Here is a 25,059-nt window from a genome sequence, read left to right as displayed (position 1 = left end):
TGAATCACAGGCTTCATTGCGCAGGAATGTGCAGTACGAGGTGGTCCGACCACCCCATCCGCGTCTTCGCCTGGCGCCGGATCTGGCCATTACCTTCCCTTTCAAGACATGCGGAGCGATTCGCGCATGCATTCCAGCCGAGCTCATAGACCAGATGGAAGGGAAGATCGCGGCCTGCATTGCCCTCCCAGGGCAATTCCCAGATGGCCTCGTATCGCGGATTGAGTGTCGATGCCAGCGGCGTGACCGATGCGAGGCTTCCTGCGTAGCTTCCGGTCGTGGCCCAGCGATAAAGCGCGGGATAATCGGGTGTCCAGCGCGTCGTGCGAAAGAACTGCGTGTCCGCATTGCTCAAGGTACGAACGAAAGGCATGCTCACCGTCTGGGTGCGAAGTCCATGGCGAATCATGGCCATTCCCAGGGAGAGCGTGTCATCTCTCCCGACGGCTTTCTCTAGCAGGGCCTCGCCCGCGATGTCCATGCCTTCGCCCGGCGACACAGGGATGGAACCATCGGAAGAATCTTCGGGATAAAGCTTGCGCAGGATGGGCATGATGGGACAGCCCGCAGGCCTGGCTGCTTCGGGAGCTTCGCAGCGGAATGCCTTTACGTTCCCTGCATACGGAAATGCTGATTCGAGCGGCCAGGCACGGGCGACGCCGCGCGGATGCAACGGCCCCCAGCCGGCGTGGATGGCTGCATCCACCATGTCGTGCAATCGATCATCTGCACCGATGCCCCCGTCCCTGCCGGCCTCCCGGGAAAACCCGATGGCGTCGCCCTCCCCGACGGTTTTTACCCAGAACAGGTAGCGCATCCTGGACGAATGCGCAGCATCTTCGTTACGGATCAGGACCCATTCCGACACCAGAGAAAGTACCCCATAGTTACGGCTCCAGGCCGATGCGATGGTGAACTGCGGTGGCTCGGCGACATGCGTCGGCAACGTGCTGTACTGGCACCAGCGCCGGGCCTCCCTGCGCAGCGCGCGTTGCTCGCCGTCTGACGGCAACCATTCGCCGAACAAGGCGGTGCCGAGCTGGTGGACGATATTCCTGCATGTGATCGCCGGCGAGGCGGTCGCAATGCTGAAGCTGAAGTGTCGCGCGTGCCCGCGAGGGGGGGTATCGCGGCGCTGGCGTGTCTCCGCTGATACGAAAGCGTCATCGCTCCACCGCCATGCTGAAGCGATCGAGTGCGCGGCTTGCTTGTCCTGTGTATCGACGCCATGGATACCCAGCCCTGCGGCGGGATCAAGGAGGATGGTATTGGTCGCTGGCCATGCGCCGACAAAGTCTGGGCGCATGCGCGCAACAACCGCCCGATCGCCACGAATGACGGTGCGGCGTCCCTGATCAAGCAGATCGCGCAGCTGTTGTTGTACCGCGGCGACGTCATCAGTCTCATCGACATTCACGATGGTCACGGCAGCCGTGCTGGTAGCGTCGACGGAAAACGCCGCGGCGGATGCGACGGGCAGCGCGAAAAGCACGGCCAGGGAGAACAGGTTCCTTTTCATGACGCTCCTGACGAAATCCGGGCCGCACAGGCTCGCAATTTCGTCAGGGCGTCACCATGCCTGGCAGACTCGCCCTCGTGTCGGGCAGTGCGGAGCCGTCAGGCCAGCATCCGCTCGCAGATGGCCTCGTAGAGACCGGGGAGCTTTTCCAGGTCCGCGATGCTGACGCACTCGTCCACCTTGTGGATGGTGGCATTGACGGGGCCCAGCTCGATCACCTCGGCCCCCATGGGCGCGATGAAACGGCCATCGCTCGTGCCGCCGCCCGTGCTCTGCTCCGGATCGATGCCGCAAAGCTCGCGGCACACGCCGACCACGACCTCACGCAGACGTCCTCCGGGCGTGGCCAGGAACGGGTGTCCGGATAGATGCCAGTCGATGCCGAAATCCACGCCATGCGCCGTCAGGATGGCTTCGGTGCGTTCGCGCAGGCCATCAGCCGTGCTGGCCGTGGAGAACCGGAAATTGATCAGCGCGACGAGTTCGCCCGGAATGACGTTGTTCGCGCCGGTGCCTGCGTTGAGGTTGGAGACCTGGAACGACGTGGGTGGAAAATCCGCATTGCCTTCATCCCAGCGCTCCGCTGCCAGGTCGGCAAGTGCCGGTGCAAAGGTGTGGATAGGATTCTTCGCTTTCTCCGGATAGGCCACATGCCCCTGCACACCGCGCACCGTGAGCGTACCGGAGAGCGAACCGCGCCGGCCGACACGAATCAGGTCGCCAAGCTTCGCTTTGGCGGATGGCTCGCCGACCACGCAGGCATCGATACGCTGGCCCATTTTTTCAAAGTGCTCCACGACTTCACGCACGCCGTGCAATGCCACGCCTTCTTCGTCGCTGGTGAGCAGCAGGCCGACCGTGCCCGGATGAGCTGGACGAGCCGCGACGAAGCGCTCCAGCGCCACGACCATGGCGGCGACGGAACCCTTCATGTCGGCCGTGCCACGGCCATAGAGCATGCCGTCGCGCTCGGTCGGTTCGAACGGAGGCGAAGCCCAATGATCTTCAGGACCCGTGGGCACCACATCGGTATGACCGAGGAAGGCCAGGACCGGGCCGCCCGTACCATGCGTGGCCCACAGATTGTCGACGTCGCCGAAGCGAAGATGCTCAATCCGAAAACCGAGCTTCGCCAGGCGACCGGCGATGAGGGGCAGGCAGCCCGCATCCTCAGGCGTGACGGAACGGCGGGCGATAAGGTCGCGGGTAAGATCGAGAACGGCGGACATGGCGGTGGTCATGGAGTGGCGGACAGAAAGCATACCCCTCCGCCACCCCATACGGCACCAATACCCCTGTAGGAGCGCGCCTTGCGCGCGACCGGATACCGACGGCACGCATCAGCAAAACGCCGCCTCGCAACCTGACGAAATGGCACCCACGGGTCGCGCGCGAGGCGCGCTCCTACATGAAGCGTTTCTTGAAGGCGTTGTCGGAAAAACCTACTGAAACGTCATCGCCCGCGACGACCACCGGGCGTTTGATAAGCGCCGGATATTCCTTGAGCAACAGGGTCCACTCGGGGTCGGTGCGCGGATCCTTGCGCTGGGGCAGCAGCGTGCGCCACGTGGTGGACGCCTTGTTGATCAGCTTCTCCCAGCCACCCAGTGTCTCCGCCCACGCCTTGAGCGTGGCCGGAGGGATCGGGTTGGCACGGTAATCGATGAACTCATGGGCCACCTCGAAGCGGGTGAGCCAGTTGCGCGCCTTCTTGCAGGTATCGCAGGTGGGCAGGCCGTAGAGGGTGACGGTCATGGGATCACTCGCCGCTGCGCAGCAGTTCGTTGATGCCGGTCTTGGAGCGGGTCTTTTCGTCCACCTGCTTCACGATGATCGCGGCGTACAGGCTGTGGCTGCCATCCTTCGCGGGCAGGTTGCCCGCAACGACCACGCTGCCGGCCGGCACGCGACCATAGCTGACCTCACCCGTGGCTCGGTTGTAGATGCGGGTGGACTGGCCCAGGAACACGCCCATGCCGATCACCGAACCCTTCTCCACCACCACGCCTTCCACCACTTCGGAGCGCGCGCCGATGAAGCAGTTGTCTTCAATGATGGTGGGATTGGCCTGCAGCGGCTCCAGCACGCCGCCGATGCCCACGCCGCCCGACAGGTGCACGTTGGCACCGATCTGAGCGCAGGAGCCCACGGTGGCCCAGGTATCGACCATGGTGCCGGCGCCGACGTAGGCACCGATGTTGGTGTAGCTCGGCATCAGCACGGCATCCTTCGCGATGTGTGCACCACGGCGCACGAGCGCGCCAGGCACCACGCGGGCACCGAGGTTGGCGTATTCGCTGGTGTCGCCATCGGTAAAGCGCAGCGGCACCTTGTCGAAGGCGCTCGACGGACCGCCATCCATCACGCGGTTGCCATTCATGCGGAAGTACAGCAGCACGGCTTTCTTCAGCCAGGCATTGACGGTCCAGCCGCCCTTGCCGTCTGGCTCGGCTACGCGGCGCTCGCCGGATTCGAGAAGGTTGAGCACCTGGTCGACGGCCTCGCGCAGACCACCCTCGATTTCGTTCTGGGTGAGGTCGGCGCGGCGATCGAAGGCGGCTTCGATGACGGATTCAAGCGTTTGCATCTGCATGTACGGCATTCCTGGGGAGGTCGGAACCGATGTGGCGGAGCAGGCATGCCCGCAGGATCTCCCGGCGCTCGGAAGACAGCGGCGCATTGCTGCGATCGGTCAGTTGGAAAAAGTCTTCGACGCGTTCACCGAACGTGGCGATACGCGCATCATGCACGCGCACCTCCGCTTCGGCCAGCGCCTGCGCCACGGCGGCGAGCAGGCCGGGCCGGTCGGTGCACACGAGCGCCAGCTGCGTGCGCTCGCCGGTGTCCACGAATTCGATACGGGGTGCCATCTGGAAATGGCGAAGATGGCGCGACAGGCTGCGCTTTGGCGGTGGCTGACCAGCAGGCTGGTCCAGTGCGCGCAGCATGCGGGTGCGCAGTTCGTCGGCGCGCTGGAGCGAGGCCGGCGCCTGCGAATCGGATTCCAGCAGCAGAAACGTATCCAGCGCCATGCCGGAGGTCGATACCAGCACGCGTGCCTCGACCACGGAAAAACGCAGCCGGTCGAGCATGGCCGTGACCGTGGCGAACAGGCCGTCGCGGTCGGAGGTGTAGATGAAAAGCTCGGTGCTTCCACGCACCGAGAAGGGATGCACTTCGACCAGCGGCGTCACCCCATGGGAGCGCAGGATGGCGGAGGTCTGCCAGGCGATCTGTTCCGGACGATGGCGCAGGAAGCTCGAATCAGGAAACTCGGCCCAGATCCGTGCGATATCGTCGGCCTCAACCTTGTCGGTGGCCAGCATCGCCAGCGCACGCTCCCGGCATTCGCGCACACGCGTTCCCGCATGCACGGGCAGCGCGGCATCGCTGCGCAAGGCAAAGCGGGTGGACGTATAGAGGTCTGCCAGCAGGCGGTCCTTCCACGCGTTCCACAGCTTCGGGCTGGTGCCGATGATGTCGGCGATGGTCAACAGGTAGAGATGGTCCAGGTGTTCCCAGTCGCCCACCGTGCCGGCAAAGCGGTGCACCACTTCGGGGTCGGTGATGTCCTGGCGCTGGGCGGTGGTGCTCATCAGCAGGTGCTGCCGAACCAGCCACGCGACCAGATCGACGTCTTCTTCAGGCAGGCCCACCTTGGTGCAGAACGCTCGGGCGTCTTCCTCGCCAAGCACCGAGTGGTCGCCACCGCGCCCCTTGGCGATGTCATGGAACAGCGCGGCCAGCAGCATGCGCTCGGGCCGTTCGATATGGGGCCAGATTTCGCACCCCACGGGAAACTCACGCCGTGCGGCCGGATCGGCAAAGCGGGCCACGTTGCGCAGTACGCGCAGCGTGTGCTCGTCGACCGTGTACACATGGAACAGGTCGTACTGCATCCGCCCCACGACCTTGCCGAAGGCGGGCAGGATGGCAGCCAGCAAGCCGTGGCGGTTCATCCGCCACAGGGCATCCACGGCCGGCGCGCCACGACGCAGCAGGCTCAGGAAGGCGGCCAGCACCTGCGGATCGTCCGCCAGCGCCTCGCCGTGCAGCGATACCGCATGCTGGATGCGCCGCATCGTCTCGGCCGTGAAACCCGTGATGCCCGGCTCGTCGAGGCGTGCGATGAAGATTTCCACCAGGGCTGCGGGGCGACGGGCGAACAGCTTCGGATTGCGCGGGGCGATGCGCGAGCCATGCCTCACGTAATCGATGCCGACCGGCTGTGGCTCGGTATCAGGGTCGAGCATTTCCTCGAAACGTTCGACCAGTTGCGTCCCCGAACGCTCGATCTGGGTCGCCGCCCGGTAATAGCCCTGCATGAACTGCTCTACGCCGAGATTCTTGGCGTGCTCGTCCTCGAAGCCCAGGTTCGCCGCCAGGGCGCGCTGGTAGTCGAACAACAGGCGCTCTTCGGCCCGCCCTGCTTCCAGATGCAGCGCATAGCGGTAGCGACGCAGGGTTTCCTCGGCGCGTTCAAGTCGAGCGGCTTCAACGGGTTCAAGCAGCCCTTCGGCCACCATCTCGTCGAAATCCGGCGCATTCGCAAGCCGCCGGCCGAGCCAGCGCAGGGAATCGAGAGTGCGCAGGCCACCGGGACCGTCCTTGAGATTGGGCTCCAGGTTCTGCGCCGTATCGTCGTAGCGTGCGTGACGCGCATCGCGCTCGGCGAGCCGCGCAGCCAGGTACTGGCGGGGCGGCCAGAACGCCGGGTCTTCGAGGATGCCACGCAGTTCGTCGGAGAGGATGGGCCAGCCGGCCAGCCGGCGGGCATCGAGCAGGCTGGTGAAGACGCTGGTATCCCTCGCCGCGAGGTCCCTGCACTGCTCCACCGTGCGCACGGCGTGACCCGGCTTCAGGCCGATGTCCCACAGACAGGCGAAGAAGTGTTCAAGCGCGCGATAAAGCGGCGGCGAGCTTTCGCCGACCATCGCCAGCAGGTCGACGTCGGAATACGGAAAAAGCATGCCGCGGCCGAAGCCGCCCACGGCAAACAAGGTGGCGGCGGCCATGTCGCCCAGACAGGCGCCCCAGGTGTGGACCACCACCCGGCCGACAATCTCCGCCCGGCGCCGCGCGAGCGCCGAGGCATCCTCGCCGTCGCGGAAGGCAACGGCGAGCGCACGATCGGCGTCGTCCAGCAACTGGCGGAGCGAACGCCGCGCTTCGGGCGACACGCCCGAGCGGGGAACCACGGCGGGCAGGCGCGGAAGCGGTGGAAGCGTCACGACAGGGCCCCTCGGTGGCTGGATCGGTGGAACGGGCGAAGACCCGGAAGCCTTCGCCGGGAATCGTCAGGCGGCGTCCGGCCAGGGCGTGAGAATCTCGAAGCCGTCGTCGGTAACCGCGATGGTGTGCTCCCACTGGGCGGACAGCGAGTGGTCCTTGGTGACCACCGTCCAGCCATCGGGCAACGACTTGGTCTGCGGCTTGCCGGCGTTGATCATCGGCTCCACGGTGAAGGTCATGCCCGGCTTCAGCTCCAGGCCCGTGCCCTGGCGACCGTAGTGCAGCACCTGGGGCTCGTCGTGGTAGACCTTGCCTATGCCATGGCCGCAATACTCGCGGACCACCGAGAAACCCGCCGCCTCGGCGTGCTTCTGGATGGCGGCGCCCACGTCGCCCAGGGTGGCCCCCGGCTTCACGGCCTCGATGCCCTTCATCATGGCTTCGTAGGTGGTTTCCACCAGGCGCTTGGCCAGCACGCTCGGCGTGCCCACGAAGTACATGCGGCTGGTGTCGCCGTGCCAGCCATCCTTGATGACGGTGACGTCGATATTGATGATGTCGCCGTCCTTCAGCACCTTGGAAGGGCTGGGGATGCCATGGCAGATCACATGGTTGACCGAGGTGCAGACCGTCTTGGGGAAGCCCCGGTAGCCCACGTTGGCCGGAATCGCCTTCTGCACGTCCACGATGTGATCGTGCGCCAGCTTGTCGAGCTCTTCGGTGGTAACGCCCGGCTTCACGTGCGGGACCAGCATGGCGAGCACTTCGGCGGCCAGGCGGCCGGCCTCGCGCATGGACTGGATCTCTTCGGGGGTCTTCGGTACGACTGCCATGGTGGTTTCTCTCTTTTCCTTTTGCCCTCAGGGAATTGGGCCCAGCCTGAAAGGTGGCGGCACCCGGTCCGGAAATCCACCCCGGCTTGCGGGCGACCGGCCGTGAAGGCTACAATTAGCGAGTTTTGCTGTACGGCGAAGCCACTTTCATGTGGCCACGGCGGCAAATCGAAGCGCGATTGTAACCGCACGAGGCCATCCTTGGCCCGGGCGCAAGGCATTCGCTTTTAACGCCACACACGCATCGGCACCGCCTTCGGGGTGCCCTGCCAGACCGTCGCCGAGCGAAAGGCTCCGCGGTCAGGCCGGGTCGAAGCCGGGGATGCGTGGAGGTCCCAACCCCCATAGAACCGCCTCGAAGCGGTTCGCCCAGGAGTAATTCCATGGCACAAGTCACCATGCGCGAGATGCTGGAAGCCGGCGTCCATTTCGGCCACCAGACCCGTTACTGGAACCCCAAGATGGCTCCGTACATCTTCGGCGCCCGCGGCAAGATCCACATCATCAACCTCGAGAAGACCCTCCCGCTCTTCAACGACGCGATGAACTTCCTCTCGGGCCTGGCCCAGAAGGGCGGCACCATCCTGTTCGTCGGCACCAAGCGTTCGGCCCGCGAAGCCCTGGCTGAAGAAGCCGGCCGCGCCAACCAGCCGTTCGTCACCGCCCGCTGGCTCGGCGGCATGCTGACCAACTTCCGCACCGTGAAGCAGTCGGTTGCCCGCCTGAAGGAACTCGAAGCCGCCGAAACCGACGGTTCGTTCGATCGCCTGGTCAAGCACGAAGTGCTGGCCCGTCGCCGCGAGCGCGACAAGCTGCAGAACTCGCTGGGCGGCATCAAGGACATGAACCGCCTGCCGGACGCCCTGTTCATCGTGGACATCGGCCACGAAGACATCGCCGTTCAGGAAGCCCGCAAGCTCGGCATCCCGGTCGTCGCCGTCGTCGATACCAACTACGACCCGGCCCTCGTCGACTACGCCATCCCGGGTAACGACGACGCCATCCGCGCCATCCAGCTCTACGCCCGCGCCGCCGCCGACTCCATCCTGGAAGGCAAGGCCGCCGCTCCGCAGCACGCCGCCCGCGGCGATGCCAACGAGTTCGTCGAGCTCGACGAAGCCGGCAACCCGGTCGCCAAGGACGAAGCCCCGCGCGGCGAGCGTCGCAACGACCGCGGCGCCCCGGCCAAGAAGGGTGCACCGCGTCGCGAAGGCGGCCGTGACGGTGGTCGTGGCCGCGCGTAAGCGCCCCACCCCGTAAACCGCTCTTCCGTTTCATCCGGCGCCGCGGCAACACCGCCGCGGCGCCCATCAAACCTTTGAGGATTTACCATGGCTGAGATCACCGCGGGCCTCGTCAAGGAACTGCGTGAGCGTTCCGGCGTTGGCATGATGGAGTGCAAGAAGGCACTCGTCGAAAACAACGGCGACATCGAAGCGGCAATGGAATGGCTGCGCAAGAACGGCCTCGCCAAGGCTGATAAGAAGGCTGACCGCGTCGCTGCCGAAGGCCTCATCGCCGTTGCCAGCAAGCCGGGCCACGCCTTCCTTGTCGAAGTCAACAGCGAAACCGACTTCTCGTCGCGCAATGAAGGCTTTATCCAGTTCACCAAGGACGTCGCCAACGTCGGCCTCGAATCCGGCGCTGCCGACATCGACACCCTGAAGGCCACGAAGCTCGGCGACACCACGGTCGAGGAAGGCGCCAAGGCCCTCACCCTCACCATCGGCGAGAAGTTCGACGTGCGCCGCATGGCCCGCGTGGCCAACGATGGCCCGATCGGCGCCTACTCGCACGGCGGCCGCATCGGCGTGCTGGTGGCCCTCAAGGGCGGCTCGGAAGAACTGGCCAAGGGCATTGCCATGCACGTCGCCGCGATGAACCCCAAGTTCATCAAGGTCGAAGACGTCCCGGCCGACTTCCTCGAGAAGGAAAAGGAAATCGAGCTGTCAAAGATGTCCGACAAGGAAAAGGCCAAGCCGGCCGACATCCTTGACAAGATCGTCTCGGGCAAGGTCAACAAGATCCTCGCCGAAGCCACCCTCGTTGGTCAGCAGTACGTTCTCGACCAGGACGTCACCGTTGCCGAAGCCCTCAAGAAGGGCGGTGCCGAGATCGTCGCCGTGCAGCGTCTCGCTGTCGGCGAAGGCATCGAAAAGGTGGTGGACGACTTCGCCGCCGAAGTGATGAAGCAGGCAGGCCTGGCGTAAGCCACCCTCCCCCGCTGAAAGAAAAAGGCCGCGAGCAATCGCGGCCTTTTTCATGCCCGATCTGTAGGAGCGTGCTTGCGCGCGACCGACTATCGCGAGTACCTGCATCGCTTCGAATGATCCGGTCGCGCGCAGGCGCGCTCCTACAATTCATGGCGGCTTTGCATCTGAATCGCAAAACACGCCGAAACACCGATCTTCGAACCGAAAGAAATTTCCTGCGAAATCCATCGCGCCACCCCCTGCCTGCAATCACAAGAATTTGCGGGCGCCCAACCCGGGCGCCAACGACAGGGAGAACCACATGCATTTACGCAGCACCTCGCTCCTGAAGGCCTCGCTTCTCGCCCTCGGCCTGTTCGGGGCCTTCGCCGCCCACGCCGATGACCTGAACACTCCAGCCAAGCGCGAAATCGCGATGGAACTCGTCTCCAGCGCGGAAAACACCACCCTCAACTGGCGTGCCGAATACGGCTACATCCAGAATCTCGAGGACGGTCGTGGCTATACCGCCGGCCTGGTCGGTTTCACCTCGGCCGAAGACGACATGCTCGCGCTCGTCCAGCTGTACGACAGCCTGGAACCCGGCAATGTCCTCTCCAAATACCTGCCGACACTGGCCGACCTGTCGAAACGACACTCGTCATCGGTGAAAAACCTTGGCAACCCCTTCAAGCAGGACTGGCGCACGGCGGCCGCCGACCCGGTATTCCAGGGCGCGCAGGATCAGGCACTCAACGACATCTACTTCAATCCGGCACTGAACCAGGCAAAGGCCGACGGCCTCGGCATCCTCGGCCAGTTCATCTACTACGACGCGTACGTCATGCACGGCGAAGGCGACGATGCCCACAGCTTCGGCGGCATCCGCAAGGCAGCGCTCACCAACGCGCTGCCGCCGGCGCAAGGTGGCGATGAAACCGCCTACCTCACCGCATTCCTCAATGCGCGCGAAGCCATCATGCTGAAAGAACCGGATCACAAGGGCAACGTCGATCGCATCGATACGGAGCAGCGTTTGTTCCTGAACGCTGGAAACCTCAACCTCGACACGCCGCTCGACTGGACGGTCAACAAGGGGCACTTCCACATCCCCTGATCCCACGGATCAAACCCGAAGGCCGCACTCATCGCGGCCTTCGTTACAGGTGAAAAAGCGAAAAACGGCACGAAGCGCGATGTTTCAAACTGCAACCAATTTCCTGTGAGCGCCGTCGCGTCCGCAAGGCCGCGCAAGCGCAATAACTTGCGAGCCGATTCCCGGCGCAAATCACAAGGAAGCCACCATGCACGTTCGCCGTACACGACGTCTTTTCGCCGCACTCCTGGCCACGCTCGTCGCCACCCCCGTCTTCGCCGCCGACCTCGATACGCCCGCGAAGAAAGAGATCGCGATGCAACTGGTCTCCAGCGCCGAAAACTCCAGCCTCGACTGGCGTGCGCAGTACTCGTACATCGAAGACATCCAGGACGGCCGCGGCTACACCGCCGGCATCATCGGCTTTTGTTCCGGCACCGGCGACATGCTGGATCTGGTGAAGGATTACCAGGCCGTGTCGCCGGGCAATCGCCTCGCCAAATACATTCCCGCCCTGCAAAAGCTCGCAAACCAGAACTCCGCCTCGCACGCAGGCCTTGACCCCGGCTTCCCGGGCGACTGGCGTGCCGCCGCAAAGGATGTCGCATTCCAGGTGGCGCAGGACAACGTCCGCGACGAGCAGTATTTCACTCCGGCCGTAAATCAGGCCAAGGCCGATGGCCTGCGCACGCTTGGCCAGTTCATCTACTACGACGCCATCGTGATGCACGGCCCCGGCACGTCATCCGACAGCTTCGGCGGCATCCGCAAGGCAGCAATGAAAGTTGCAAAAACGCCCGCGCAAGGCGGCAATGAAACCACCTATCTCAATGCATTTCTCGATGCACGCGTAAAAGTGATGAAGCAGGAAGAAGCCCACGCCGACACATCGCGCGTGGAAACGGCACAGCGCGTATTCCTGAAAGCAGGCAACTTCGGGCTCGATACACCACTGCGCTGGAAGGTCTATGGGGATTCGTACAGCATCCCCTGATGCGATAAGCACCGGAGGGCCGCGAGAGATCGCGCCCTCCGAATACCCGAACCGCCCGTGTAGGAGCGTGCTTGCGCGCGACCGGTGCAACGGGAACGATGATGGGCCGCGCCATGAACGGTCGCGCGCAGGCGCGCTCCTACAACGTAATCGCACCACGCCCCCGCATCCCTGTAGGAGCGTGCTTGCGCGCGACCGGTGGAATGGGAGCGATGATGGGCCGCGCCATGTATGGTCGCGCGCAGGCGCGCTCCTACAACACGCCGCGATTACGTTGGGAGAGGCGGCGGGGGCGGCCCTTGGCGCGACTTGATGGAGGTGAGGGGAGCGGGCGGACAAGGCCGCGTAGCGGGGCCGGCCAGGAAGGCCGGCCCTTTTCGCCGAGGCACGGAAGCCGAGTCGAAAAGCCCCGCACGCTACCCGTGCCCGAAGGGGCGTAAGCCATAAGACACCGGGCCGCGCAGCGGCTCTCCTTTCCCGAGGGACACCGCAGGCCGGAGCGCCAAGGGCCGCACCCGTCGCCTCGTCCGCCGCCACGCCCCACGCGCCGAGCGCGAGGCCGACAGGCGAGCCCACCCTACGAAGCGAAGCCCCCCACCAAACCCCGCGACAGTTTTTCACGTTCCTGTAACAAAGAACGCGCGCTACACTACGCGCGTTTTGCCCCACACAATCTGGAGACCCCACATGAGCAACCAGCTGAACCACCGCCGCATCCTGCTCAAGCTCTCCGGAGAAGCCCTCATGGGTAGCGAGGACTACGGCATCGATCCGAAGGTGATCGGCCGCCTCGCCAAGGAAATCCTCGAAGTCATCGCCGCCGGCGTGCAGGTCGGTGTCGTCATCGGTGGCGGAAACATCTTCCGCGGTGCCGGCCTGGCTGCGTCCGGCATGGACCGCGTCACCGGCGACCACATGGGCATGCTGGCCACCGTGATGAACGCCCTTGCCATGCAGGACGCCATCGAGAAGCTCGGCGGCGAAGCCCGCACCATGAGCGCCATCAAGATCAACGAAGTCTGCGAAGACTTCATCCGTCGCCGTGCCATCCGCCACCTCGAAAAGGGCCGTGTCGCCCTGTTCGCCGCCGGCATCGGCAACCCGTTCTTCACCACCGACTCCGCCGCCGCCCTGCGCGCCGTGGAAATCGGTGCCGACCTGCTGCTCAAGGCCACCAAGGTCGATGGCGTCTACAGCGCCGATCCCAAGCGCCATGCGGACGCCACCCGCTACGAGCACCTCACCTACAACCAGGTGATCGAGCGCCGCCTCGAAGTGATGGACACCGCCGCCATCGCCCTGTGCCGCGAGAACAAGCTGCCCCTGCGCATCTACGACATGACCCAGCCGGGCAACCTCATGAAGATCATGAAGGGCGAACCGGTAGGCACCCTGGTCGACGCCGGCTGATCCGGCCGGCCCCTCCCGGGGGCGCCCTGGCGCGGTGCGGCAAGGCCGGACCGCGCTCCCTGCTATACTCGTCTGCTGACCAGTTCCACCGGAAACAAGCCCATGATCAACGACATCAAGAAAGATGCTGAGACCCGCATGGGCAAGAGCATCGACTCGCTCAAGCACGACCTGAAATCGATCCGCACCGGTCGCGCCAACGCCTCCATCCTCGACAACATCGTCGTGCCCTACTACGGCTCGCCGACTCCGCTGGCCCAGGTGGCCAACGTCACCACGCCCGATGCGCGCTCGCTTTCCGTGAAGCCCTTCGACAAGAGCATGGTCGGTCCGATCGAGAAGGCCATCATGGCTTCCGACCTCGGCATCACGCCCACCACCATGGGCATGGACATCCGCCTCAACTTCCCGCCCCCGACCGAGGAGCGCCGCAAGGAGCTCGCCAAGAGCGTGGCGAAGGAAGGCGAAGCCGCCAAGATCGCCATCCGCAACGTCCGCCGCGACGCCATCCAGCATGTCGACAAGCTGCTGAAAGACAAGGCGATCACGGAAGACGACAAGAAAGGCGCCGACAACGACATCCAGAAGCTGACCGACAAGTACGTCAAGGAAGTCGACGACGTGGTCAAGACCAAGGAACAGGAGCTGATGGCGCTCTGACGCGCCATCGGTCCACACCCATGGCAGCGAGGCCCGAAGCCCGGGTTCCCCGCCACCTGGCCATCGTCATGGATGGCAACGGTCGCTGGGCGAAGCAGCGTCTTCGCCCGCGCACGTTCGGTCACCATGCCGGACAGAAAGCCGTCCGGGAGGCCGTGGAGTTCTGCCTGCGTCGCGGCATCGCCTCGCTCACCCTGTTCGCCTTTTCCAGCGAAAACTGGCAGCGCCCGCCCACCGAGGTGTCGGCACTGATGGAACTGTTCCTCAAGGCGCTCGACAAGGAAGTAAAGGAGCTGCACGGCAACGGCGTACGCATCCGCTTCGTGGGCGATCTCGACGCCTTCGCCCCCGAGCTGCGAAAGCGCATGCTGGCCGCCATGGAACACACCGAGGGCAACACCGCCCTCAACATGAACGTGGCCGTCAACTACGGCGGCCGCTGGGATATCGCCCAGGCAGCGCGCCGCGCCGCCGAGGCCATCGCCCGCGGTGAATTCAGCGCCGACGAGCTCGACGAGCATCGCCTGCACGGCTTCACCTGCCTCGCCGACCAGCCGCCGCTCGACCTGTTCATCCGCACGGGTGGCGAGCGCCGGGTCAGCAACTTCCTTCTCTGGCAGCTCGCCTACGCCGAGCTGTATTTCACCGACACCCTGTGGCCCGACGTCGACCAGGACAGCCTCGCCGAGGCCATCGACGACTACGCCCGCCGCGAGCGCCGTTACGGGCGCACCGGCGAACAGGTCGCCACAGGCTGACGCCGGACATACATGCTCAAGCAACGCATCATCACCGCCGCGATCCTCCTTCCGGTCGTCCTGGCACTCATCCTGGTGCCGCCCACGGGCTTTTTCGCCGCCGTGGTCGCCCTCGTCTTCGTGGGCGCCGCATGGGAGTGGAGCCAGCTCGCCGGCTGCCGCACGCCCCTGGGACGCGGCATCGTGGTGGCCTTTGCCGCCGCCATCCTGGCCGCGCTGGTCATCGTGCGCACGCCAGGCGTGCTCACGGTGCTCAGCTTCGTGGGCGTGGCCTGGTGGATCGGCTGCTGCTTCTGGCTGCGTCACTTCACCTTCGCCGCCGCCCCCAACAGCGAAAACCGCCTGCTGAAGCTCGGTGCCGGCGTGCTGGTGGTCATTCCCACGCTCGCCGCCGCCATCTCGCTGCACGACAGCGACCACGGCAACTGGTGGACCCTGCTGGCCCTGGTCATCGTCTGGGCGGCCGATACCGGCGCCTACTTCAGCGGTCGTTTCCTCGGCCGTCGCAAGCTGGCTCCGCGGATCAGCCCGGGAAAAACCTGGGCGGGCGTATATGGCGCCGTGCTCTCCGGCGGCTTTGTCGCCCTGCTCGGCGGCTACCTGCTCGGCGTGCGTGACGGTGGCCAGCTCATCGGCCTGCTCGTGCTCGGCGTGCTCGCCGTGGCTGCCGCCGTCGTGGGCGACCTCTTCGAAAGCCTGCTCAAGCGCCATGCCGAAGTGAAAGACTCCGGCAACCTGTTCCCGGGCCACGGCGGCCTGCTGGACCGCCTGGACAGCGTCTTCGCCGCCCTGCCCGTGTTTGCGGCAGGCAAGATCCTCCTGGGGCTCTGAACATGGCGCTGCGGCAGGTCGCGGTGCTGGGCGCTACCGGCTCCATCGGCACCAGTACCCTCGACGTCATCGCCCGACACCCGGAGCGTTTCCGGGCCAGCGTGCTGGCCGCCAACCGGGACACCGAGGCGCTGGCGCGGCTCTGCGAGCGCTTCCGGCCCGACCTGGCCATCGTCGCCGATCCCTCCATGGAGGCCGATCTCGCCCGGCGTCTCGCTAGCGCCAACGTACGCTGCGAGGTGGCTTCCGGCCCCGATGCGGTCACGGCAGCGGCGGCCGGCACGCTTTGCGACACCGTGGTGGCGGCCATCGTCGGTGCCGCCGGCCTGGATTCCACGCTTGCCGCCGCCCGTGCCGGCAAGCGTCTTCTACTGGCCAACAAGGAATCCATCGTGATGGGCGGCGAGCTGCTGCTCCAGGCGCTGCGCGAAGGCGGCGGCGACCTCATCCCGATCGACTCCGAACACAACGCCATCTTCCAATGCCTGCCCGGCGGCCGCCCCGACCTGGCCGGCGCCGGCGTGCGCCGCCTCGTGCTGACCGCCTCCGGTGGCCCGTTCCGCGGCAGGCGCAGGACCGACCTGGGCACCGTGACACCCGACCAGGCCTGTGCCCACCCCAAGTGGTCCATGGGCCGGAAGATCTCGGTCGACTCCGCCACGCTGATGAACAAGGGCCTTGAAGTCATCGAGGCACATCACCTGTTCAACGCCCCGGTGGACGCCATCGAGGTCGTGGTGCATCCGCAGAGCCTCATCCACTCCCTGGTCGACTACGTGGACGGCTCCATGCTTGCCCAGCTGGGCAACCCCGACATGCGCACCGCCATCGCCTGCGGGCTGGCGTGGCCCGAGCGCATCGGCGCAGGCGTGGCCCCGCTGGACCTCGCCGCCCACGCCCGCCTGGACTTCGAAGCCCCCGACACCGACACCTTCCGCTGCCTGGCGTTGGCCTTCGAGGCCCTGCGTGCCGGCGGCGACACCACCGCGATCCTGAACGCCGCCAACGAAGTGGCGGTCGAGGCATTCCTCGCCGGCACCCTGCCTTTCCTCGGCATCGCGGAGGTCGTCGAGCGCGTTCTTGAGGAACTGCCGGCCAAACCCGTGGTCGATGTCCAGACCCTCAGGGGACGCGACGACGAAGCAAGGCACGCAGCGCGGGACGTTCTCCGTCGCGCTTACTGCTAAACTCGTTCCACCTAAACGTTTTTCTCGAGACCCACCCTCCCTGATGAGCCCTGTCCTTGGTTCCGTGTTCTGGCTGCTGGTGACGCTCGGCGTCCTGGTGACCTTCCATGAATTCGGCCACTACTGGGTCGCGCGCCGCTGTGGCGTGCGCGTGCTGCGCTTCTCCGTGGGCTTCGGCCGGCCGCTGTGGCGGCGCGTGGCGAAGGACGGCACCGAATACCAGATCGCCGCCATCCCGCTGGGCGGGTACGTGAAGATGCTCGACGCCCGCGAAGGCGACGTCGATCCGTCCCAGCTCGGCGAGGAATTCACGGCCAAGCCGGTGTGGCAGCGCATCGCCATCGTGGCCGCCGGCCCGGCGTTCAACCTGATCTTCACCATCGCCGCCTTCTGGGCGATGTACATCGTGGGCAAGCCCGATGTCGCCCCGCTGGTCACCGCCGCTCCCACCACCATCGCAGCCCAGGCAGGCATCCGCCCGGGCGACCGCATCGTGGCGATGGACGGCCAGCCGGTGAGCACCTGGAGCGACGCCATGGACGTCCTCGCCAACGCCCTGCTCGGCACCTCGCCGCTGCCGGTCCGGGTGACGGGCACCGACGGTGCCCAGCGCGACGTGGTGCTTCCACTGCAGAAGCTCGACAACTCCGGCGACATCGGCCAGCGCTTCGTGCAGCTGGGCCTCGCCATGGCTCCCATGCCCCCGGTGATCGGCAGCGTGCTCAAGGGCGCCCCCGCCTCGCTGGCCGGCCTGCGCGCCAACGACCGCATCGTCAGCGTCAACGGGCAGCCAGTCACCACCTTCGAGGCCTTCAGCAAGCTCGTCTCCGAGCAGGCCAAGGTGTCGCCGCAGCTTGCGCTGGTCATCGAGCGCGACGGCAGGCCCATGAATATCTCGCTGACCGCGCGCATGGCGTCCGAGCAAGGCCAGCCGGCCCGCTGGCAGATCGGCGTGGCCGCCCTGCCGCCCGAGGCCGCCACGCTGCGCTACGGCCCGGTGCGTGCCTTCACCGAATCGCTCTCCGCCACCTGGAACGGCGCACGCAACACGGTCGGCCTGATCGGCAAGATGCTCTCCGGCGAGGCCTCCACCAAGAATCTTTCCGGTGTCATCGGCATCGCTCAGGTGGCCAACGACTCGGCCAACCGCGGCCTGGGGTGGTTCCTCAACTTCCTCGCCCTGGTGTCGCTCAGCCTCGCCATCCTGAACCTGCTGCCCATCCCGGTGTTGGATGGCGGCCACCTGCTGTATTACCTTATCGAGTTGGTCAAAGGCAGCCCGGTCAGCGAACGCACCATGATCGCCGGCCAGTATGTGGGTCTCGCCTTGCTGTTCACACTGATGGGGCTGGCATTCTTCAACGACATACAGCGAATGCTCGTCTCGTGAGTCCGGTCCACGCGCCGCGCGGACCGGACTCACGTGAGCGCCCTGATCGGGCGCATCCGTATCACCCAGGCCCTGGACGCTCACGCGCCCATGGCCGAACGACGCCGGGCATGAGCCAGGCGCGTGCTCCTCTTCGGTCTCCGGCCTCGTCCGCCGGCGACTGGAATTAACCCAACGGAATCGACGATGAAGCGTATCGCCGCCCTGATCCTGCTTGCCTCCCTGTCCGCCAATGCGCTTGCCTTCGAGCCGTTTGTCGTTTCCGACATCCGCGTCGATGGCCTGACCCGCATTGCGCAGGGTACCGTGCTGAGCTACCTGCCCGTCGAGAAGGGCGATACGCTCAGCGACGACAAGGCGCAGGCAGCGATTCGCGCCCTGTACCAGACCAAATTCTTCAGCGATGTGGAACTCGACCGCCAGGGCAGCATCCTGGTCATCAAGGTCGTCGAGCGTCCCGCCATCGCCAAGCTCACCCTGCGTGGCAACAAGGACATCAAGGAAGACGATCTCCGCAAGGGCCTGAAGGAAATCGGCCTGGCCGAAGGTGAAACCTTCGACCGCCTGTCGCTCGACCGCGTGCAGCAGGAGCTGATCCGCCAGTACTACAACCGCGGCAAGTACAACGTGTCGGTCGATCCGCACGTAACCCGCCTCGACCGTAACCGCGTGGCGATCGACATTGAAATTCGCGAAGGCAAGGCCGCGAAGATCAAAGAGATCAACATCATCGGCAACAAGGCCTTCCCGGATAAGCCGATCCGCAAGGAATTCGAATCCAACACCAGCAACTGGCTGTCCTGGTACTCCAAGGACGACCAGTACTCGCGCGAGAAGCTCTCCGGCGACCTGGAGAAGCTCGGCAATTACTACATGAACCGCGGCTACGCCGACTTCGGCATCGACTCCACCCAGGTGTCGATCAGCCCGGACAAGCGCACCATGTACGTCGATGCGAGCGTGAAGGAAGGCGAGGTCTACACCGTCTCCGACGTGAAGCTGCTCGGTGAGCTGATCCTGCCGGAAGAGACCCTGCGCAAGCTCGTCTTCATCCACAAGGGCGACACCTTCAACCGCGCGGCCATCGAGGCCAGCGACGACGCGATCAAGGGCATCCTGGCCAACATCGGCTACGCCTTCGCGAAGGTCACCCCGGTGCCGAAGCTCGACAAGGACAAGCGCACCGCCGACGTCACCCTGTTCATCGAACCGGGCAAGCGCGTGTACGTGCGTCGCGTGGTCTTCCAGGGCAACACCCGCACGGAAGACGAAGTGCTGCGTCGTGAAATGCGCCAGCTCGAAGGCGCCTGGTACGCCCAGGGCGCCATCGACCGCTCGAAGACCCGTCTGCAGCGCCTGGGTTACTTCAAGACAGTCGACATCGACAAGCAGCTCGTGCCGGGCACGGTCGACCAGGTCGACCTCACGGTGAAGGTGGAAGAACAGTCCGCCGGCTCGCTGATGTTCGGCGTGGGTTACTCGCAGTACAACGGCATCATCCTGTCGGCCTCGGTGTCCCAGAACAACTTCCTGGGCACGGGCGACCGCTTCTCGATCGGCGCTGAAACCAGCACGTTCTACAAGCGCGTCAACGCCAGCTACGTGAATCCGTACCTCACCGACTCGGGCATCCAGCTGGGCTACAACCTCAGCTACAGCAAGCTCGACTACGGCGATACCGATCTGGCGAACTACACCTACAGCACCAAGTCGTTCCAGACCACGCTGTCGGTGCCGATCTCCGATTACGACTCGCTGTCGACCAGCCTGGGCATCAGCTCCAACCTGATCAACACGTCGACCCTGACGCCGGCCGTGCTGCAGGCTTACCAGAACGCCGTGGGCAACAAGACCATCCATTCGTGGACGTCGAGCCTCGGCTACACGCACGACACCCGTAACAGCTACTGGGCCCCGACCCGCGGCGGCCAGCTCACCGCGTCCATCGAGGGTTCGCTGCCGGGCTCCACCGTGCAGTTCTACAAGATCTTCGGCGAAGCCAACCACTACTGGCCCATCGGCAAGGGCTTCGTGCTCTACCTCGACGGCCAGGTCGGCTACGGCAAGACTTACGGACAGACGTACAAGGAAAACGGGTACGCGTACAACCCGCAAGACCCGAACAACCCGATTCTTGTCTACAAGAAGGGCGACAAGATCGACTTCCCGTTCTGGGAAAACTACTACGCCGGTGGTGTGCGCGACGTCCGCGGCTTCCAGGACAACACCCTGGGTCCCCGTCTCTGCGACGGCGGCAGCGCCTCGTCGGTGCCGGACAGCCACGGTCGATGCACGGGCGGTTACTACACCTACGGCCAGCCGGTCGGTGGCGCGTTCAAGGTGCTGGGTACCGCGCAGGTCTTCCTGCCCCTGCCCTTCCTGAAGGACGTCAACACCGCCCGCGTGTCCTGGTTCGTGGACGTGGGTAACGTCTACGCCAACTACCAGGCGTTCAAGGCCAGCGAACTGCGTGCCTCGACGGGTCTCTCGCTGCAGTGGCAGGCGCCGATCGGTCCGCTGATCATCAACTTCGCCGTGCCGTTCCGTAAGCAGGATTCCGACAGCCGCTTCGTCGAGCGCATCCAGTTCACCTTCGGCAACACGTTCTAAGAGCGTGAAGCGCAGGGCTTGAACAGTAAGTAGAATCACGGGGGTGGCAGGGAGCGATCCTTTGCCACCCCTTTTCTTTTGGGAGTTCTTTGTGAGCGGGAATCCGCAATTCACGCTTGGCGAACTGGCCGAGCGGTTCGGGCTGGAAGCACATGGCGACCCGTCCACCACCGTGGACGGCGTAGGCACGCTCGCCGCTGCCACGCCGTCGCAGTTCACCTTCCTGTCCAATACGAAGTACACCTCGCAGCTGGCCGATACGCAGGCCGGCATCGTCGTGCTCCATGCCGACGCGCTGCCGCTGCGCAAGGGCGCTGCCCTGGTGGCGAAAGATCCCTACGTCGCCTACGCGAAGATCGCATCGCTGTTCGAGAAACATCCCGCCGCACCGCGTGGCATCCACCCCAGCGCCGTGGTGTCGCCGTCGGCGCGCGTGCATGCCACCGCCAGCCTCGGCCCGTGCTGCGTCGTGGAAGACGGCGCCGTCATCGAGGAAGGCGCCATCCTGGGCCCGCATTGCACGATCGGCCCGGGCTGCGTCGTGGGCGCGCAGTCGCGCCTGGTAGCCCGGGTGACCCTGGTGATCCGCGTCACCCTCGGCAAGCGCGTCCTGGTTCATCCGGGTGCCGTGATCGGCTCCGACGGCTTCGGCCTCGCCTTCGACCGCGACCACTGGGTGAAGCTGCCCCAGCTGGGCGGCGTGCGCATCGGCGACGACTGCGAGATCGGCGCCAACACCACCATCGACCGTGGCGCGCTGGAAGACACCGTGCTGGAAGAGGACGTGCGCCTCGACAACCAGATCCAGATCGCCCACAACGTCTACATCGGCGCCCACACCGCCATGGCGGGCTGCTCGGCCGTGGCCGGCAGCGCGAAGATCGGCCGCTACTGCCTCATCGGCGGCAACGCAGGCGTGCTCGGACACCTCGAACTGGCTGACCGGGTTACCATCACCGCGAAAAGCCTCGTGACGGCATCCATCAAGGAACCGGGCGAATACTCGTCCGGCTCGCCCCTGCAGGAAAACCGCCAGTGGCGCCGCAATGCGGCACGCATGAAACACCTAGACGAGTACGCGCGCCGCCTCGCGGCGTTGGAAAAGGACAAAGGGCAATGACCGAACACAATGCCGCCGTGAAGCTCCCGGTGGACGTCGAACAGATCCAGCAGCTGCTGCCGCATCGCTATCCGTTCCTGCTGGTGGATCGGGTGACCGAGATCGACCTGGGCAAGACCATCACGGCGATCAAGAACGTCACCATCAACGAACCGTTCTTCCAGGGTCATTTCCCCGGTCACCCGGTGATGCCGGGCGTGCTCATCGTCGAGGCCATGGCCCAGACGGCCGGCCTGCTCACCCAGATCACCAGCCAGGCCGAAGGCCAGGGCGGCAGCCCCCTGTTCTACCTGGTGAAGGTCGACAACGCCCGCTTCTCCGCCGTGGTGGCGCCGGGCGACCAGCTGGTCATGAAGGTGTCCCTGAAGCGCCTGATCCGCGGCATGGGCCTGTTCGAGGCCAAGGCGTTCGTCGACGGCGACGTGGTTGCCAGCTGCGAACTCATGTGCGCCGCAAGGAGCGACAAATGATTCATCCCACCGCGCAGATCGATCCTTCCGCGCGCATCGCGGACAACGTCAGCATCGGTGCGTTCAGCGTCATCGGTGCCGACGTCGTCATTGGCGAAGGCACCACGATCGGTCCGCACGTGGTGATCGAAGGGCCTGCCACCATCGGCCGTGACAACCGCATCCACCAGTTCGCCTCCATCGGCGGTCCGCCGCAGGACAAGAAATGGAAGGGCGAGCGCACGGAAGTGATCATCGGCGACCGCAATCTCGTCCGTGAATTCGTCACCATCAACCGTGGCACCGGCGACGGCGGCGGCGTAACCCGCATCGGCAACGACAACTGGCTGCTTGCCTACGTGCACATCGCGCACGACTGCCAGGTGGGCAACAACATCGTGTTCTCCAACTATTCGGCCCTGGCCGGCCACGCCGAAATCGGCGACTGGACCATCCTGTCGGGCTATTCGGGTGTGCACCAGTTCTGCAAGGTGGGCGCGCATGCCTTCCTCGGCATGGGCTGCCTCGTGGGTTCCGACGTGCCTCCGTTCGTGATGATGGCCAACGAAACACGTGGTCGTCCGCGTGGCATCAACAGCGAGGGCCTGAAGCGCCGCGGCTTCGACACCGGTCGCATCGCCGCCATCAAGCGCGCCTACCGCACCCTGTACATGCAGGGCCTGCCGTTGGCCGAAGCCCGCGAGCAGTTGCAGTCGCAGGCCGAGGCCAGCGACGACGTGCGCCAGTTGCTCGAATTCCTCGATCGTAGCGAGCGCGCCATCGCCCGCTGATCCGACGGACCGGCGCCTACCCGCGCCGGTCCCCGATACTTTCCCAGGGAGGCCCGTCCGCATGTCCCCGACCCGCCCCTCTCCCCTCATCGCCCTGATTGCAGGTGAGGATTCCGGCGACCAGCTTGGCGCCGATCTCATCGAGGCCCTGCGCCAGCGCTTTCCCGATGCGCGCTTCGTCGGCATTGGCGGGGCACGCATGCTCGCCAGGGGCTTCGACTCCTGGCACGACATCCGCGAACTCTCGGTCATGGGTTTCGCCGAAGTGGTGAAGCATCTTCCGCGCCTGCTACGGCTGCGCAAGACGCTCGTGCAGCGGCTGCTGGCCGAGCGACCCGATATCGTCGTCGGCATCGATGCACCCGACTTCAACCTGGGCGTGGAAAAGCGCCTGAAGGACGCCGGACTCACCACCGTGCACTACGTCAGCCCCTCGGTATGGGCCTGGCGTGAGAAGCGTGCTGAGAAGATCGGCCGCTCGGCCGAACGCGTGCTATGCCTGTTTCCCATGGAGCCCCCGATCTACGCCAGGCACGGCATCGATGCCCGCTTCGTCGGTCATCCGCTGGCCGACCGTTTCCCGATGGTGTCCGACCGCGCACCGGCACGCGACGCGCTGGGCCTGCCCCAGGACGCACCGGTGCTCGCCGTGCTGCCCGGCAGCCGGCCCAGCGAGATCGAACGGATCGGCGCCATCTTCGTGCAGGCGGCACGCCAGATTGCCAGTGCCATGCCGGCGCTGCGGATCGTGGTGCCCTCGGCCAACGAGCGCGTGCATGCGCGCCTGAAGGAGCTGCTGGCCGGCTTCCCGGGCACGCCTCCGCTGCTTATCGATGGCCATTCCCACGAGGCCATGCTGGCTGCGGACGTCGTGCTGCTCGCGTCAGGCACGGCCACGCTCGAAGCGATGCTGGCCAAGCGCCCCATGGTGGTCGGTTACCGCGTGTCGCCCACGAGCTACCGCATCGCCAAGGCGCTGCGCATGCTCAAGACCGACGTCTACAGCCTGCCCAATATCCTTGCCCGTGCCTGTGGCCTCGGCAATGAGCTGCTGGTTCCCGAGTTCATGCAGGACGATTGCACGGCCGACAATCTCGCGCAGGCCACGCTGCGGATGCTCGGCGACAGCGAGCGCCGGGGCACCGTGGTGGCGGCGTTCGAAGTGCTGCACAAGGAACTGCGTGGCGGACTGGAAGGCCAGGCGGCCGACCGTGCCGCCGATGCCATTGCCGACCTGATCCGCCGCTGATGCCCCGCAAGCCCAACGTCACCCGCCAGCTCGCCCGCGATCTCATCATCGCCGGGGTGGATGAAGCCGGGCGCGGTCCGCTGGCCGGACCCGTGGTGGTGGCAGCTGTGATCCTCGACCCGGCGCGGCCCATCCGCGGGCTCAACGACTCCAAGCAGCTCAACGAAGACACCCGCGAAAAACTATACGGCCGCATCGTCGAACGTGCCCTGGCCTATACCGTGATCTTCGTCGAGCGCGAGGAAATCGACCGGATCAACATCTTCCAGGCCACCATGACGGGCATGACCCGCTCGCTCATGGGCTTGTCCATCGCTCCGCAGATGGCGCTCATCGACGGCAACCGCCTGCCGCGTACCCTGCCTTGCGAGGCCCGCGCCGTGATTGGCGGCGACGCCACCGAGCCGGCCATCAGCGCCGCCTCCATCCTGGCCAAGGTCAGCCGCGACCGGCACATGCACGCGCTCGACGAGCGTTTCCCCGGCTATGGCTTTGCCCGGCACAAGGGCTACGGCGTGCCCGAACACCTCGATGCCCTCGGCCGGCTGGGGCCCTGCGACGCTCACCGGCGCAGTTTCGCCCCCGTCAGGCGCTGGTTCGAACCGGAAACACCTCCGGTTGCCGATCTCTTTGCCGAAGCCCTGTCACAAACGTCCTAAAGTTCTGGTTGATCCCGCCGATACGCCTGCCAACGCCCTCCATCTGTGGGCGTATGTCTTGCTCATTGCTTACAGGGAC

Annotated in this window: 22 protein-coding genes; 16 read left to right on the top strand and 6 right to left on the bottom strand. The window is 65.4% G+C overall.

What is annotated here, in order from left to right:
- Nucleotides 1-13: 13 nt before the first annotated feature.
- The 6 genes from HBF25_RS09900 to map all read right to left on the bottom strand — a co-directional run bounded on the left by HBF25_RS09900 (nucleotide 14) and on the right by map (nucleotide 7,584).
- Complete coding sequence (locus HBF25_RS09900) at nucleotides 14-1,426, bottom strand: hypothetical protein (RefSeq protein WP_166947866.1); 1,413 nt, start codon at nucleotides 1,424-1,426, stop codon at nucleotides 14-16.
- Between the two features lie 191 nt (nucleotides 1,427-1,617).
- A complete protein-coding gene (gene dapE, locus HBF25_RS09895; protein ID WP_166947864.1) occupies nucleotides 1,618-2,748 on the bottom strand; it encodes a succinyl-diaminopimelate desuccinylase in 1,131 nt (376 codons plus the stop codon).
- A 175-nt stretch (nucleotides 2,749-2,923) separates the two neighbouring features.
- Nucleotides 2,924-3,274 (bottom strand): Spx/MgsR family RNA polymerase-binding regulatory protein, encoded by a 351-nt coding sequence (locus HBF25_RS09890; protein WP_166947862.1) that lies wholly within the window; start codon nucleotides 3,272-3,274, stop codon nucleotides 2,924-2,926.
- A gap of 4 nt (nucleotides 3,275-3,278) precedes the next feature.
- Nucleotides 3,279-4,106: a 2,3,4,5-tetrahydropyridine-2,6-dicarboxylate N-succinyltransferase gene (dapD, locus tag HBF25_RS09885; protein ID WP_166947988.1), complete on the bottom strand. Its 828-nt coding sequence runs from the start codon at nucleotides 4,104-4,106 to the stop codon at nucleotides 3,279-3,281.
- Complete coding sequence (gene glnD, locus HBF25_RS09880; RefSeq protein ID WP_341778070.1) at nucleotides 4,093-6,750, bottom strand: [protein-PII] uridylyltransferase; 2,658 nt, start codon at nucleotides 6,748-6,750, stop codon at nucleotides 4,093-4,095. The genes dapD and glnD overlap by 14 nt, the downstream gene beginning before the upstream one ends.
- A gap of 66 nt (nucleotides 6,751-6,816) precedes the next feature.
- Nucleotides 6,817-7,584 carry a type I methionyl aminopeptidase gene (gene map, locus HBF25_RS09875; protein WP_166947860.1) on the bottom strand — a complete coding sequence of 256 codons (768 nt, stop codon included), beginning with the start codon at nucleotides 7,582-7,584 and terminating at the stop codon, nucleotides 6,817-6,819.
- Nucleotides 7,585-7,967: 383 nt separating this feature from the next.
- Between map and rpsB the strand changes: the two genes are divergently transcribed.
- The 16 genes from rpsB (at nucleotide 7,968) to rnhB (ending at nucleotide 24,980) form a co-directional block, all read left to right on the top strand.
- Nucleotides 7,968-8,828, top strand: coding sequence for a 30S ribosomal protein S2 (gene rpsB, locus HBF25_RS09870; protein WP_166947858.1), 861 nt, complete (start codon nucleotides 7,968-7,970; stop codon nucleotides 8,826-8,828).
- An 87-nt stretch (nucleotides 8,829-8,915) separates the two neighbouring features.
- Nucleotides 8,916-9,794, top strand: a complete 879-nt coding sequence (gene tsf / locus HBF25_RS09865; protein WP_166947856.1) for a translation elongation factor Ts — start codon at nucleotides 8,916-8,918, stop codon at nucleotides 9,792-9,794.
- Between the two features lie 304 nt (nucleotides 9,795-10,098).
- Nucleotides 10,099-10,893 (top strand): chitosanase, encoded by a 795-nt coding sequence (locus tag HBF25_RS09860; RefSeq protein WP_166947854.1) that lies wholly within the window; start codon nucleotides 10,099-10,101, stop codon nucleotides 10,891-10,893.
- A gap of 187 nt (nucleotides 10,894-11,080) precedes the next feature.
- Nucleotides 11,081-11,866, top strand: a complete 786-nt coding sequence (locus HBF25_RS09855) for a chitosanase (protein ID WP_166947852.1) — start codon at nucleotides 11,081-11,083, stop codon at nucleotides 11,864-11,866.
- A gap of 687 nt (nucleotides 11,867-12,553) precedes the next feature.
- Entirely contained in the window at nucleotides 12,554-13,276 is a 723-nt protein-coding gene (pyrH, locus tag HBF25_RS09850; RefSeq protein WP_166947850.1) for a UMP kinase, read from the top strand.
- A gap of 102 nt (nucleotides 13,277-13,378) precedes the next feature.
- Nucleotides 13,379-13,936: a ribosome recycling factor gene (gene frr, locus HBF25_RS09845; RefSeq protein WP_166947848.1), complete on the top strand. Its 558-nt coding sequence runs from the start codon at nucleotides 13,379-13,381 to the stop codon at nucleotides 13,934-13,936.
- Between the two features lie 20 nt (nucleotides 13,937-13,956).
- Nucleotides 13,957-14,694 carry a polyprenyl diphosphate synthase gene (gene uppS / locus HBF25_RS09840; protein WP_166947846.1) on the top strand — a complete coding sequence of 246 codons (738 nt, stop codon included), beginning with the start codon at nucleotides 13,957-13,959 and terminating at the stop codon, nucleotides 14,692-14,694.
- Between the two features lie 12 nt (nucleotides 14,695-14,706).
- Nucleotides 14,707-15,525, top strand: a complete 819-nt coding sequence (locus HBF25_RS09835; RefSeq protein ID WP_166947844.1) for a phosphatidate cytidylyltransferase — start codon at nucleotides 14,707-14,709, stop codon at nucleotides 15,523-15,525.
- 2 nt (nucleotides 15,526-15,527) lie between these two features.
- Entirely contained in the window at nucleotides 15,528-16,712 is a 1,185-nt protein-coding gene (locus HBF25_RS09830) for a 1-deoxy-D-xylulose-5-phosphate reductoisomerase (RefSeq protein ID WP_208392507.1), read from the top strand.
- A 43-nt stretch (nucleotides 16,713-16,755) separates the two neighbouring features.
- Nucleotides 16,756-18,102: an RIP metalloprotease RseP gene (rseP, locus tag HBF25_RS09825; protein WP_166947842.1), complete on the top strand. Its 1,347-nt coding sequence runs from the start codon at nucleotides 16,756-16,758 to the stop codon at nucleotides 18,100-18,102.
- Nucleotides 18,103-18,288: 186 nt separating this feature from the next.
- Nucleotides 18,289-20,712 (top strand): outer membrane protein assembly factor BamA, encoded by a 2,424-nt coding sequence (bamA, locus tag HBF25_RS09820; RefSeq protein ID WP_166947840.1) that lies wholly within the window; start codon nucleotides 18,289-18,291, stop codon nucleotides 20,710-20,712.
- A gap of 91 nt (nucleotides 20,713-20,803) precedes the next feature.
- Entirely contained in the window at nucleotides 20,804-21,832 is a 1,029-nt protein-coding gene (lpxD, locus tag HBF25_RS09815; RefSeq protein WP_166947839.1) for a UDP-3-O-(3-hydroxymyristoyl)glucosamine N-acyltransferase, read from the top strand.
- Nucleotides 21,829-22,302, top strand: a complete 474-nt coding sequence (fabZ, locus tag HBF25_RS09810; protein ID WP_166947837.1) for a 3-hydroxyacyl-ACP dehydratase FabZ — start codon at nucleotides 21,829-21,831, stop codon at nucleotides 22,300-22,302. The genes lpxD and fabZ overlap by 4 nt, the downstream gene beginning before the upstream one ends.
- On the top strand, nucleotides 22,299-23,072 hold the full coding sequence (lpxA, locus tag HBF25_RS09805; RefSeq protein WP_166947835.1) for an acyl-ACP--UDP-N-acetylglucosamine O-acyltransferase: 774 nt from the start codon (nucleotides 22,299-22,301) through the stop codon (nucleotides 23,070-23,072). The genes fabZ and lpxA overlap by 4 nt, the downstream gene beginning before the upstream one ends.
- A 61-nt stretch (nucleotides 23,073-23,133) precedes the next feature.
- Nucleotides 23,134-24,321 (top strand): lipid-A-disaccharide synthase, encoded by a 1,188-nt coding sequence (lpxB, locus tag HBF25_RS09800; RefSeq protein WP_166947833.1) that lies wholly within the window; start codon nucleotides 23,134-23,136, stop codon nucleotides 24,319-24,321.
- Nucleotides 24,321-24,980 (top strand): ribonuclease HII, encoded by a 660-nt coding sequence (gene rnhB, locus HBF25_RS09795; protein WP_166947831.1) that lies wholly within the window; start codon nucleotides 24,321-24,323, stop codon nucleotides 24,978-24,980. The genes lpxB and rnhB overlap by 1 nt, the downstream gene beginning before the upstream one ends.
- The last annotated feature ends 79 nt before the right edge of the window (nucleotides 24,981-25,059 follow it).

The sequence above is a fragment of the Luteibacter anthropi genome, assembly GCF_011759365.1.
Taxonomy (GTDB): Bacteria; Pseudomonadota; Gammaproteobacteria; order Xanthomonadales; family Rhodanobacteraceae; genus Luteibacter; species Luteibacter anthropi.
Note: the sequence above shows the minus strand (reverse complement) of the source record. Positions and strands in the feature narration are given on the sequence as shown.